Below are 12,779 nucleotides of genomic sequence, written 5' to 3' on the forward strand. Positions count from 1 at the left end.
TTATAAAATACCTACTGAGACTCATATCACGCCATAGAAACAGTTACAAAAAGAGGTTTCAAAAGCGAAATAGGTCAAGACCAGCGCCCCATATCTACATTACTCGGCTGTAACACGAAGGATTTATTCTAGCTAAATTGCTACATGCAAAAGCAAGAATTGCTTGAATCTACTTTCGGAAAATACATCTCTCTAAGCGAGGAAGCTCTGGAATATCTTGACCACCACTATAAGGTCAAAAAATATGCTGCCAGAGAGATGATTGTAGAAAGTGGCGGCATGGCAAAGTATTTCTACTTCGTTTATTCAGGGGTGCAGGCTATTTACCTGATAAATGAAAAGGGTGAAAAAGTAATCTTCGGATTTTCTTTTCATGGATCACCATCTGGCGCATTCGATTCATTCATCAAGCAGGAGCCGTCCAGCTTTTTCCTGGAAGCACTCACTCCTTCTGTCATGATCGGTATCACCAAGCCTGATTTTGATCAGCTATTCGAAAAGTTTCCTGAATTCTATAAATGGAGAGCCCATTTCATGGAAGATCTTTTAATAGGGAGAATAAGTCGTGAAACAGAGCTTTCGACTTTTTCAGCCAAGCAAAGATTTGATGCCTTTATCAAAAGATGTCCTCCTGAATTGATGGAAATACCACAGAAATATCTGGCTAGTTACCTAAACATGACTCCTGAAACCTTTAGCCGATTGAGGGCCTTACGTGATTAATTGATCCAGATCAATTTTTATCTTATCCGGATCACAGAGCTTTGATTCGTCAAAAACAGTACAAACGATGGAAGCGAACTACGAAAAAATGTTACAGGATTCTAACCGAATCAAAAACTACATCAAAGGTGATATTGCCAATCTGGATGATGCCACCCTCACCAAAAAGGAAAATGAAAAAAAATGGTCGGCCCTGGAGGTGATCGAGCATCTCAACAAGGTGTACGATATATATCTGGATAATTTCACCAGCGCAATAAATGACGCTGATGCGCTAGGAGAAAATGAATCACCTCGAATGAAGAGAACTATAGTGGGCAGGCTATCAATCTTTGCCAACAAGCCAAAAGGGAAAAAGCGAAGATTCAAAATGAAGACATTTGATTTCTTCACGCCAGCAGTTGCACCGGATCAATTGCATGATATCATTGACACCTATTTAAAGAATAAGGAGACTTTCAACGAGCTAATAAAACAGGCCCGCACCAAAGATTTAACAAATGTCAAAGTACCTACTGCTTTGGGGCAGAAAGTGAAGTTTTACATCCCTGAGTGCTTCGAGTTTCTGATTGCACATGAGGAGCGTCATATGGTACAAATTGCTGAGGCTGTGGAGAAATAAAAAAGGCAGTCTATTGACTGCCTTTTCCTTTAACTTAAAAATCTTACTTAAAGCTCAAACTTGATTCCCTGAGCCAATGGCAGCTCAGTAGAATAGTTGATCGTGTTTGTTTGTCTCCTCATGTATGCTTTCCATGCATCAGAGCCAGACTCACGACCACCTCCAGTTTCTTTCTCACCACCGAAAGCTCCTCCGATTTCAGCACCAGAAGTTCCAATATTTACATTGGCTATACCACAATCTGACCCGGCATGAGATAAGAATAGTTCTGACTCGCGGATATTGGTTGTCATAATTGCTGAAGAAAGACCCTGAGGTACAGCATTCTGCATTTCGATTGCCTCTTCGATGGTTGAATACTTGATCAGGTAAAGGATCGGAGCAAATGTTTCATTGCAAACAATCTCAAAATCATTTTCTACCTCATAGATAGCTGGCTTCACGTAGCAACCTGACTCATATCCAGGTCCAGAAAGCACTTCACCTTCGATCACCGTTTTTCCACCCTCAGCTTTTACTTTCTCAATAGCCGCCTGATACATCTTCACAGCATCGGTATCAATCAGTGGCCCAACGTGATTATTCTCATCCAAAGGATCACCAATTCTCAGCTGACCGTATGCATTCTTGATCTTTTCTTTTACTTCCTCATACACGCTTTCGTGAATGATCAGTCTTCGAGTCGAGGTACATCTCTGTCCTGCAGTACCAACTGCTCCAAATACCGCACCTGGGATGACCAGGTTCAAATCAGCATGCTCTGAAATGATAATGGCATTGTTTCCTCCAAGTTCTAATATATGTTTACCCAGACGCGCTCCTACCACTTCGCCTACTGCCTTACCCATTCGTGTTGATCCTGTAGCAGAAATCAACGGAACTCTGGTATCTGCTGCAAGCCTTTTTCCAATCTCAGCATCGCCGATCACCAAGCCACAAACACCCGGATGAATTCCATTTTTCTCAAATACTCTTTCGGCTATTTTCTGACACGCAATGGCAGAGATAGGTGCCTTTTCTGATGGTTTCCACACGCACACATCACCACATACCCAAGCAAGAGCCGCATTCCATGACCAGACTGCCACCGGGAAGTTGAATGCTGAAATAATTCCCACGATTCCTAGCGGATGCCATTGCTCATACATTCGGTGAGACGGTCGCTCAGAGTGCATGGTCAACCCATAAAGCTGACGTGAAAGACCAACAGCAAAATCACAGATGTCGATCATCTCCTGAACCTCTCCCAGTCCTTCCTGAAGAGATTTGCCCATCTCATAAGACACCAAAGAGCCCAGCTCCTGCTTGTATTCTCTCAGCTCATTTCCAAGCTGGCGAACGATTTCTCCACGCTGAGGAGCCGGCAGCAACCTCCACTCTTTAAATGCAGTCTGCGCCTCGGAAATTACCTGATCGTAGGCTTTATCATCAGCAAGTGTCACATTGGCAATAGCCTTTCCATTAACCGGAGAATAGGACGTCAACGTTTTGCCTGTGGAGCTTATCCACTTGTTTCCTACTGCTGCGCCCTTATTGTCAGCATCTACTTTTAGCTTTTGTAAAATCTTTTGAATATCCTGGGACATGTTTGTTGTTTTTAAGAATTGGTGCGCAAAGCTAAGAAATGCGTGCAAGGGTTGAAATTATTTTGTAAATTGTCAATTGATAAAAATGGGGAGCCCTACCACCACACAACCCAAAAGCCCCCGATCAGTTTTTTCTGAAACACAAAAAAGAAAGGTTCATCACCTTTTTAATGTTCTGGATATAGATCGGAATGGGCAACTACAACCGAATGATTTTGTCAATGTCGGGAAGAAGATTGTTGCGCAATTAAAGCTTAACGAAAAGTCTAGAAATGCCCGATTGATCCTCCTGAAATCACACAGGTTATTCGTTCAGCTTTTGGCAGATCTTCACAATCCGGAGTTGAGCCTGACATTGTGGGATTGGATAGCATTTTTCAGAGATCAGATCGAATCGGGTGATGATTCCACCCTCCAGCATTATATACACAGAACTTCACGGCATATTTTTGATTTGTTTGATATGAATAGGGATAAAATGATATCCCGTGAGGAATATGCCAACATGCTGACGATCTATAACATTTCGCAGCGAACTGCCTATCAGGGGTTTGAGGAACTGGACACCAACCATGATAACTATATTACCTCAGACGAAATGATCAATGGATTGAGTAACTTCTTTCTATCCTCAGACACTGATGCCAAGGGCAACCTCATTTTTGGGGAATGGCGATGATCAGAAAGTCAATTTCCAACGGAAAGCCCACTTCCACCTGAGCTTATAGTTTTTGATACCCGCTTCACTCAAAATATGTTTGAGTTCTTTCCTTTTAAAACCTCTGGATACTGAAATAGCTGCGTCATTTTTTACCATGATGGATTTAGAAAAAAGAGATGTCAAAATGGAGATGCTCCAAAAAGCGAGCGGATGCCGATGCAGGTCGTTGATGATCACCCCAATTCTGGCCTGCTGCCGAAATTGACGAAAAAGTAAAATCAACTCCTCGGTAGAAAAATGATGCATAAAAAGGCAACAGTGGATTATGTCAAATGACATTTTTTTAAACTCATTGCTCAGAATATTAAGCGAGCTGTAGCTGATTTCACTATAATTCCTTGTGTTTTCCCTGGCGTATTCTACAATGTTTTGATTTGCATCAAACCCGATAAAAGTTGAATCTAAATTCTTAACCCGGGCCCACTTTGCCATCTCTGCCATTATATCACCCCCTCCGCAACCCAGGTCTGCAAGGATGGCTCCCCTCCGGCCTCTTACCATCTTCTTATAAGCAGAAACACTGATTTGATTACCACCAAGTCTTTTATTGATTGTGTTTAGCTCACGCAAAGTCTGATCCACCACCTCACCAGAAATAGTGAGGTCATCCATGATTTCCGTTTCTTCAGATCTGTACTTAAGCATTGATGTGTGTTTTCAAAACAGCACTTTCCATGGTGAGGCCTGGGCCGAAGGCAAAACTCAACAGGTGCTTTTGGTCATCACTGGAAGTAAGCGAATCCATGATGGATTTGATGACAAAAAGTACAGTAGGAGAAGACATATTGCCATAGGAGCGGAGAATTTCTCTGGCTGCCCCATTCTGCTCTTTGCTTATATTCAGCTTTGCCTCAATAACATCTAAAATTCTTTTCCCGCCCGGGTGTATAGCGAAGAAATCAATATCCGAAATTTGTAGTTCAATTTTTTGTAACAGCCGTTTGGTCAATTCTTCGATTCCATCCTTAATGAAATCTGGCACTTTATGACTCAGGTGCATTTCAAATCCATTGTCCCCAATGTACCAGCCCATTTCATCACGTGCATCAAGTGACAAGTCACTGTAAAAACTTTCCATTTCGAGTGAGCGGTCAGATGGGGTAGATGATATAATCATTGCTGCAGCTCCATCTCCAAAAATTGCATTTGCAAGCAGGTTTTCATCATCTTTTTTGTCCTGAAGGTGAATGCTGCACAGCTCCACACAAACGATTAACACTTTAGCCTCCGGATCAGCTTTGATGATGTTTTGAGCCACTTTCATTGCATTGAACGCGGCATAGCAGCCCATGAAATTGATGGATGTACGCTCAGTGGAAGTTGCCAGGCCTAGTTTGTCCACAAGCTCGATATCCAGACCCGGGGCATACATGCCTGTGCAACTAACTGCGACCAGATGAGTAATTTCTTCTTTGCTTATTTGAGAAGCGTTAAGAGCATTCTCACAGGCATTTTTTGCCAAGTTGATTGCATGCTGCTGATAAATAAGCATCCTGGGCTTTGCGGAGGGAAAGCGAACATCCTCTTTGAAAAAACTTTTTCCATTAAGACTTTCACTGAAATCCCTCAGCACCGAATAGCGCTGCTTGATGCCACTAGCCCGGTATAGAACCCTAAGTCTCTTCTCCTCTTTTCTATCTAGTCGTAGGTGACTTACCATAAAATCCGCGATCTGACTTTGATCTGCCAGATTGGGAGGGAGTGCGGTTCCTATGGTGTGAATGAATGCGGTCATCTGCTAGTAGTTCATTAATATTAACCAACTTTTAGTCGAGAAGATTAATTCCCATTGAAAAAATCCACATTACTTCACCTCCGCATTCCTTTTTCTTTTTTCCTACTGCCGGTCTTTTTGCTAGCAGTGGCTATATCCACAGAGGCACACACGCAAAACCTGGTGCTGGCTTTTCTAACCCTTCATTTTTTGGTTTATCCAGCCAGCAACGGATATAATTCATACTTTGATAAAGACACAGGAAGTATTGGAGGGTTGAAACATCCCCCGCAAGTGAGCAAAGAACTCTATTGGACTTCACTACTCCTTGATTTCGTAGCACTCTGCCTGGGGATGTTTATTTCCCTTGAATTTACCGTGATGATTTTCATCTACGGCGTAATTTCCAAAGCCTACAGCCATCCATCGGTCCGGCTAAAAAAGTACCCGGTTCTGGGCTGGCTGGCAGCTGGGCTTTTCCAGGGGTATTTCACTTTTCTGCTCAGTTTCATTGCAATCAACAATATTTCCATCTCTGAAGTCTGGAATTGGTCTATCCAGCTTCCAGGGGTTTTAAGTACGTTATTGTTGCTAGGTTCTTACCCGATGACCCAAATCTACCAGCACGAGGAAGACACCAGGCGTGGTGATGTCACGATTAGTAAAAAGCTGGGAATTCTGGGAACATTCCATTTTACAGCGATTACATTTCTACTGTCCAGCAGTGGTTTTTTCTACTTTTTCACTGAGTACTATACTCTCATAAAAGGAGTACTTTTTTTAAGCTCGATGCTTCCTGTTTTGGTTTATTTCACCTGGTGGTATTTGCAGGTTAGACAAGATGAACAGAAGGCAGACTTTACCTCAACTATGAGATTGAATTTTGTTTCAGCTACCATGCTCAATGGCTATTTCATCTACCTGTGGATTTCTTAGAGAGGGTCTCCGTGAGTTTGTTTCATGAGGGTTTTGGCAAACGGAGGGAAGGCTTTCCCCAGCGTCACCGCGAACTCCGAAGTAAAAGGCGATCCAAATAGTGTTTGAATTCTTCTTCCTACCCATAGCCTTTTGGCAAAATGAGCATTCCATGATTTGGTATAATCCATCTCCAGTTTTGATCGGTCAAATCCATTTTTGAGATTTTCAATTACTAGCTCACTTAAAATTTTCGCAGAGTGGATAGCCATGGCCATGCCATTTCCACAAAGGGGCGTAATCATCCCTGCAGAGTCTCCCGACATGAGGATGTGATCAAACACCGGCTCTTTTTTTTCAAATGTGATCTCATTAATCACTTCCGGTTTCTCAAAAAGGAAATCTGAATTGCTGAAAATTCTTTTCAGATGTGGATTCTTCATCAAGATGTGTTTCTCCATCTCCTCAATTGATCCGTACTTTTTCAAATTATCTCGGTGAGACAAATAACAAAGGTTATGAACCGAACCTTCGACCTGATTAGCGCCACAGTATCCTCCGGAAAAATTGTGAAGCTCTACCACATCATGCACCACCTCATTTGTTTTGATGTGATACTTCACCCCGATGTACGGATGTCGTTTCTGGGCAAACGATCGGTTCAAGCTTTTGTCCAGCATGCTTCGCTTTCCAAAAGCACCAATCACCACCCGGCTCTCGTACTCTCCCCCATCTCTACTTTTCAAAAGATGCCGATCGCTGGAAAATGACGACTCAACGATGCGCTCATGCTTTATTTCAACCCCACTTTCTAAAGCTTTATTAGCAAGCCAGGAATCAAAAGTGCATCTGCTAATACCGAACCCACCCAAATCCAGGGGCATTTTGAGACTTTTGCCTGTGGTTGAAGTAAGATGGAATTTCGTGATTTTCGTTGGCGACAACTCCCCAGGAAACAGGTGGCTCTCTTTTAAAAATGGAATCACTTCGTTGGAAACATATTCTCCACAAACACGATGAAATGGATATTTCTTTTCTTCGAAAAGCAAGACATCCAAGCCTGCCCTTTTTAATAAAATAGCACTAACCAATCCGGCAAGCCCCCCACCAATAACGATGATATCTTTCACTCTCCGAAAATATGGAATAAAAAAAGTCCGCCTACGAAGACGGACCTATATTTTCAAAATTTGAGTGTTTTATAAACCTAGTCCATAATGGGCTTTACTGCCATCAGGATATACTCCTTCGATCAGAATACCATCTGTCCTTGGTCTCTTGAAATAGTTTTCAAGATCACGAATATTCCTGATCCTCTCATTATCTATTCCTGTGATGATGAATCCTTCTTTCATCCTCACATCGCGCCACTTACCTTCTCCCAGTTCTTTGATCTGAACTCCTCCATCTAAGTCAAGTTTCTTCTTTAAAGCATCGGAAACATCAACAAACGTAGCACCCTCTATTCTGTAATCTGAAGCTAGCTCAACAACGTCAAGCGTACCTTCTTCATTTCTTAGTTTGGCTCTAACGATTTTTTCCTTGCCATCCCGAATAAACTTCACCTCCACTTCATCACCAGGTCGCTTTATAGCCACCTGCTCCTGCAATTGCGCCACGTTGTTCACGGGCTTATCGTCAATGGCAATAATCACATCTCCCTGCTCAATTCCAGCTCTGTCAGCTGCTTTGCCAGCCATCACACCATTCACATAAATGCCTTTCAGCACGCTCAGATTATTTTGCTCTGCTACCTGAGCGTTCACATCATAAATTGAAATTCCCAGCAATGCTCGCTGCACTCTACCATATTCAATCAAATCGCTAACTACCTTTTTCACAAGGCTTACAGGAACTGCAAATGAATAACCTGCAAACGCTCCTGATGGAGAAGCAATAGCAGTATTAATTCCTACCAGTTCACCATTCAGGTTTACCAAAGCTCCTCCACTATTTCCCGGATTTACAGCAGCATCGGTTTGAATGAATGACTCAATACGATAGTCCCCATTCAGGATATTTATATTTCGCCCCTTCGCGCTCACGATTCCTGCAGTGACGGTGGATCTAAATTCATAAGGGTTACCAATTGCCAGCACCCACTCTCCGATGTTGATATTATCAGAGTCTCCATATTTGATAGAAACCAGATTTTTTTCATCCACTTTCAACACGGCCAGATCTGTGCTTGCATCCACCCCCACAACTTTTGCCTGATAACTTCGATTGTCATTCAATACAATCTCAATTTCATCCGCATTTTCTACCACGTGATTGTTTGTTACAATGTATCCGTCAGATGATATCACCACACCGGATCCTGCCCCTCTTGAGGGGCCTCCTCTACGCTCGTATCTCTCGCCAAAGTAGTCTTTGAAGAAATCATTGAAAGGGCTACTGGCGCGCATTCCATCCCTGTATGTTGTTCTGATATGCACCACTGATGGTGTGGCATTCTTGGCAGCAAATACAAAGTTTAGTCCCTCGGGAACTATGAAATCTGCAGAGTCAAACACATAGTTTGTTAGGCTCACAGGGTTTACTCCGCCTTGGCTGGTTTGTATCACCTTTTGCTCCGGAGCAATAACCGAGTAGCCAACCATTGCTACTATGCCGCCAAAGAGGGATGAGAAAACCATAGCCATTATAAAACTTCTTTTGCTCATAGTCTTTTTGTTTTTGAATATGATTATACCGTAAAATTGATCAATTGGTTTTCTAACGATAAATAAATGAGAGGCGATTAACCATTCTTAACAAAAAAGGGCACCCACCAAAACGGCGGATACCCCAATCACCTACTCAAAAACACTACTTAACTGCTATTTGCTTTTTAGCTACTTTTTTCTCGTCCTTAGGAAGAGTAATGGTCAAAATTCCATCCTGATAGGTAGCATCCACCTTATCCTTATTCACCACATCTGGCAAATAGAATGTGCGATTAAATGTTCCATAGTAGCTCTCTACACTGTGAAAGTTTTTCTCTTTCTTTTCGTTTTCAAATTTTCTTTCACCACTAATGGTCATTTGATCCATATTTAGGTCGATATTGAAATCTCCTTTTTTCATTCCAGGTACATGGAGCTGAATCTCGAACTCTTTGTCTGACTCAGCAATGTCCACTTTAGGAGAGAAGGTAGGCATAGAGCCACCTACAAACTCATCATTGAAAAACCTGTCTACAAAGCTTCTAAAGCTTGTTGGTCTGTAATCGTTTGTGTTGTACTTTATAAGTCCCATTTTTTTAAAGTTTTAAGTTTTCAAAATTTTACTAACAATGAATCGAATTCTATACCAACCGCATAAATCATGAATTTTCATGTCATTGTGTCTGAATCAGTGAATTATCGGCCGAATAAACTGCCATAATGTCTTAATTGTAAAGATTTTGCTTCTGAGAAATTTTTTTAATGTGGGGCGTTGAGAATTGTAAATTGGATGCTTACATTTGCACTCCTTTTTAAGGAAACCTTCTCCCTTAGCTCAGCTGGTTAGAGCATCTGACTGTTAATCAGAGGGTCCTTGGTTCGAGCCCAAGAGGGAGAGCAAAGCCTGGCGAAATCGCTAGGCTTTTTTGTTTGTATATCGGGGTTTCGATCGTTGACCATGGGTTCTGACCATTGATCGAATTTTTCAATAAAATGTCTGAGCTGAAATTAGATTTCAAAAAGGCTTTCTTAACTTTATCGGTAAACCATCGCTTAACCATTGGAAACTTTCAAAAAGGTACTGCTTATTGACGATGATGATATCGTCAATTCTATTAACTCGGTAATTATCAAGCACGCAAGGTTTGCCAGCGAGGTAGAATCTGTAAACAATGTGCCAAATGCTATTGAGTTTTTGAGTAAAGCCAAAACTAACAATGAGGTACCAGAGGTGATTTTCCTTGACCTTAATATGCCCGATCTTGACGGATGGGATTTTATGGAAGAGTATCAGAAATTAGGCATCAATGGTAGCGCAAAAGTGATCATGCTGACCTCATCGATATCTTTGAAGGATGAGGAAAGAGCATCTTCATCACAGCAAATTGCAGCGTTTATCTCCAAGCCTCTTTCACCCGAGCTTCTGGAGACTATCTACAATAGCCATCTGATTGAAAATTAATTTAATCTTAGTGCGAAGGTCGCTCCCTTGCGTGCTTCAGCCTCTACCCTGACACCTCCTCGGTGGTAGTCCAGGATCATTTTCACTATGTAAAGTCCAAGGCCAGAACCGTCTACATGAGAATGCAATCTGGTATATGGTCTGAAGATCTCCTCCTTGTGCTTGATAGAATCGAAACCTAACCCATTATCCTTAAAAATGATGGTGGTGTGCCCACTCACCTTCTTGGACTTTACCCTAATTTGAAGTGGTCGCTCTGGATCACGATATGAGAGTGAATTTGCAAGCAAGTGCTTAAAGATCATTTTCAGTTGTGATTTAGGATATTGGATATCCGGACACTCGGAAAAATCCTTTTTTATCACTGCATTAGCTGTTTTGACTTTTCCGATGGAGTCAGCAACAACTTCTTTCAAAACCTCATCAATATCTAAGTCTTCCTTATCTGCGGACAATTCTTCTCTCACTTTGTTGACCTCCACAAGTGAGTTTATGGTCTTCTCAAGCTGTTGATTGGTCTTCCTGGCATTGTTTAGTATAGCCTTAAAGTTGGATGGATTAACACCTTCCTTGCCCAACATATCTAGCAAGGAGCCTAGGTTGGTGACCGGGGCTCGCAGGTCATCTGCTGTGCTATATGAAAAATGAATAAACCGATCTATTTCTTTCTTGGAATAGAGTAGCTGATCAGCCATGGTATTGAAAGAATCCACAATATCACTGGTGATGCTATTGGAACTAAGCTTTATTCGAGCTTCCAGATTTCCTCCACCAATCTTTTCAGCACCGGACCGGATATCTTCCAGCGGTCTCCAGATTTTGTAACTAAAGGTGTAAACCGCGAGAAGTGATAAAATGATAAAAAGCAACGTGAGCGTCACAATCCATTTCATCGACAAGACTTCTTCCTGCTCTACAATCTTAACAAGCGCCTCCGTAAACATTTCATGACGCATCAAAACGCCTTCCACCTGCTTGTTAAACTGATCTTCTTCCGATTCAACCCGTTCTGATGCCAAAACTGCCTCTTTAATTCTGCCAGCTTCTAACAAGTCCATCACCTCAAGTGCATGGTTTTCGTAGCTTGTGTGATCGCTTTCAAGCTTTTTAATGGAAAGCAACAAACCTTTTAGCTTGATTCTTTGAGCTTCCTGGTTGGTCTGTTTGAGAGCATCTGCCACAGCATATTCTGCCTCCACCAAATCAATATCTACCAATTGAGCGAGGTATCTGAAGGTACTGTCAGCCTCAGCAAAACCCAAAATGGCAATATTATTTCCCGGCTCTATTTCCTCGGCATACCGAATAGCTCTTTCAAAAGCAATCGCCTGCTCGAGCTGGTTCGTTTCGATCTGTGTAAGTAGCTCAATTATTGGAAGGTCAATATTGGCAACATCATCAATGTCCTTGTGTGTGGTGACAATTCGAAGCAATCCAAACGCCCCGAGTATCAAAATAAAAAAGATAATAAGGCTGCTTCTCCGGAGGATCACCTCCTTTATTCTGTTAGGTCTTTTGGTCATGGCGTACTTGGGCGCAGTTCAAGTTTAAGACGACTAATCTAATTCAATTTTTGCGGTCATGACTCTGATTGCATCATCCAAATTCATTGTTTCTATTTTCAGCTGTTGCAATAGCTCTTCGTAGGTTTCTCTACTTTCCCAGTTTAGTTTGATTAAATCAATCAGAGCCAGAATGGTGGCAAGTGGGTGTCTGATGCTATGAGAGGTGTAAAATGCGTGATCGGCCAGCTTTTTGGCTAGTTTTTCTTTCTCCTTTTCCTCTCCTTTGAGTGAACTCACCTCATTCCTGTGCAGGAAATCTTCTTTAAGCCTTAGAAGCGCATCGTAGCACTGACTGATCATGGTGGAAGCAGTCAGAAGCATCATTCGGTCCTGATTGCTAAAATCCTTTTTCCCTTTCCACTCGGCAGTTACAATTCCGAAGAGACGGTTATCATTCCAGACCTGCATACCTGCCCAAGATCTCAGCCTATTTCTAAGGAGATAATCTACTACAAATTCCTCCATTTGAGATGAATCGTCACTATTATCCGCGTAGGTAAATTGCTGTGCCTTGAGCGTTTTTATGAATTCAGAAAATGACCCTTTTTCAAATGCTTCTCCCGTTGAAGATTTTTTGGTCTCAGCATCAAAGCTGTGAATACTTTCAAATTCATCCTTCTCTTTTCGAAAAAGCCAAAAAGAAACCTGACTGGCGCTGAGGCAATTGCAAACCGCTGGTAAAAGTTCTGAAATGAAGTCCTTGAATTTTCCCCCTTGCAATGCCTCTGACATTGCAAGCTTCATAATTGAATCAATCCGCTGATCATTTAGCTCACTCATACCAAAATCAAAAAAGAAGTGGAATGTAGGGAAGATTTTATAA

General features: G+C 42.0%; 13 protein-coding genes and 1 tRNA gene. 6 read left to right on the forward strand and 8 right to left on the reverse strand.

Annotated elements, in window-relative coordinates:
- The first annotated feature begins 144 nt into the window (after positions 1–144).
- Both ACEQZT_RS14800 and ACEQZT_RS14805 read left to right on the forward strand, forming a co-directional pair.
- The gene (locus ACEQZT_RS14800) at positions 145–723 is read left to right on the forward strand and encodes a Crp/Fnr family transcriptional regulator (RefSeq protein ID WP_370090231.1); all 579 of its coding nucleotides are present in this window, start codon (positions 145–147) and stop codon (positions 721–723) included.
- 67 nt (positions 724–790) lie between these two features.
- Entirely contained in the window at positions 791–1,345 is a 555-nt protein-coding gene (locus tag ACEQZT_RS14805; protein ID WP_370090232.1) for a DinB family protein, read from the forward strand.
- Positions 1,346–1,392: 47 nt separating this feature from the next.
- Here ACEQZT_RS14805 and ACEQZT_RS14810 read toward each other — a convergent pair whose 3' ends face one another.
- Positions 1,393–2,931: an aldehyde dehydrogenase family protein gene (locus ACEQZT_RS14810; RefSeq protein WP_370090233.1), complete on the reverse strand. Its 1,539-nt coding sequence runs from the start codon at positions 2,929–2,931 to the stop codon at positions 1,393–1,395.
- Positions 2,932–3,016: 85 nt separating this feature from the next.
- Here ACEQZT_RS14810 and ACEQZT_RS14815 point away from each other — a divergent pair, with 85 nt between their 5' ends.
- Entirely contained in the window at positions 3,017–3,610 is a 594-nt protein-coding gene (locus ACEQZT_RS14815; RefSeq protein WP_370090234.1) for an EF-hand domain-containing protein, read from the forward strand.
- Here the strand turns inward: ACEQZT_RS14815 and ACEQZT_RS14820 are convergent, their stop codons facing one another.
- Entirely contained in the window at positions 3,611–4,297 is a 687-nt protein-coding gene (locus ACEQZT_RS14820) for a methyltransferase domain-containing protein (protein ID WP_370090235.1), read from the reverse strand.
- Positions 4,290–5,387 carry a type III polyketide synthase gene (locus ACEQZT_RS14825; protein WP_370090236.1) on the reverse strand — a complete coding sequence of 366 codons (1,098 nt, stop codon included), beginning with the start codon at positions 5,385–5,387 and terminating at the stop codon, positions 4,290–4,292. Before ACEQZT_RS14825 ends, ACEQZT_RS14820 begins: the two co-directional genes overlap by 8 nt.
- A gap of 54 nt (positions 5,388–5,441) precedes the next feature.
- Between ACEQZT_RS14825 and ACEQZT_RS14830 the strand changes: the two genes are divergently transcribed.
- Positions 5,442–6,302, forward strand: a complete 861-nt coding sequence (locus ACEQZT_RS14830) for a UbiA family prenyltransferase (protein ID WP_370090237.1) — start codon at positions 5,442–5,444, stop codon at positions 6,300–6,302.
- Here ACEQZT_RS14830 and ACEQZT_RS14835 read toward each other — a convergent pair.
- From ACEQZT_RS14835 to ACEQZT_RS14845, 3 genes are all read right to left on the reverse strand, one after another.
- Positions 6,299–7,411, reverse strand: coding sequence for an NAD(P)/FAD-dependent oxidoreductase (locus ACEQZT_RS14835; RefSeq protein WP_370090238.1), 1,113 nt, complete (start codon positions 7,409–7,411; stop codon positions 6,299–6,301). The two genes, ACEQZT_RS14830 and ACEQZT_RS14835, sit on opposite strands and share 4 nt — an antisense overlap.
- Before the next feature lie 69 nt (positions 7,412–7,480).
- On the reverse strand, positions 7,481–8,947 hold the full coding sequence (locus ACEQZT_RS14840; protein ID WP_370090239.1) for a S1C family serine protease: 1,467 nt from the start codon (positions 8,945–8,947) through the stop codon (positions 7,481–7,483).
- A 145-nt stretch (positions 8,948–9,092) separates the two neighbouring features.
- The gene (locus ACEQZT_RS14845; protein ID WP_370090240.1) at positions 9,093–9,521 is read right to left on the reverse strand and encodes an Hsp20/alpha crystallin family protein; all 429 of its coding nucleotides are present in this window, start codon (positions 9,519–9,521) and stop codon (positions 9,093–9,095) included.
- A gap of 232 nt (positions 9,522–9,753) precedes the next feature.
- Here ACEQZT_RS14845 and ACEQZT_RS14850 point away from each other — a divergent pair.
- Both ACEQZT_RS14850 and ACEQZT_RS14855 read left to right on the forward strand, forming a co-directional pair.
- Positions 9,754–9,827, forward strand: a tRNA-Asn gene (locus ACEQZT_RS14850).
- Between the two features lie 162 nt (positions 9,828–9,989).
- Positions 9,990–10,391, forward strand: coding sequence for a response regulator (locus ACEQZT_RS14855; RefSeq protein WP_370090241.1), 402 nt, complete (start codon positions 9,990–9,992; stop codon positions 10,389–10,391).
- Here the strand turns inward: ACEQZT_RS14855 and ACEQZT_RS14860 are convergent.
- Both ACEQZT_RS14860 and ACEQZT_RS14865 read right to left on the reverse strand, forming a co-directional pair.
- Positions 10,388–11,914 (reverse strand): ATP-binding protein, encoded by a 1,527-nt coding sequence (locus tag ACEQZT_RS14860; RefSeq protein ID WP_370090242.1) that lies wholly within the window; start codon positions 11,912–11,914, stop codon positions 10,388–10,390. The genes ACEQZT_RS14855 and ACEQZT_RS14860 overlap by 4 nt on opposite strands.
- Before the next feature lie 33 nt (positions 11,915–11,947).
- Positions 11,948–12,736, reverse strand: a complete 789-nt coding sequence (locus ACEQZT_RS14865; protein WP_370090243.1) for a hypothetical protein — start codon at positions 12,734–12,736, stop codon at positions 11,948–11,950.
- Positions 12,737–12,779 lie beyond the last annotated feature (43 nt).

Origin of the sequence: Ekhidna sp. (assembly GCF_964218185.1) — a bacterium.
GTDB lineage: Bacteria > Bacteroidota > Bacteroidia > Cytophagales > Cyclobacteriaceae > Ekhidna.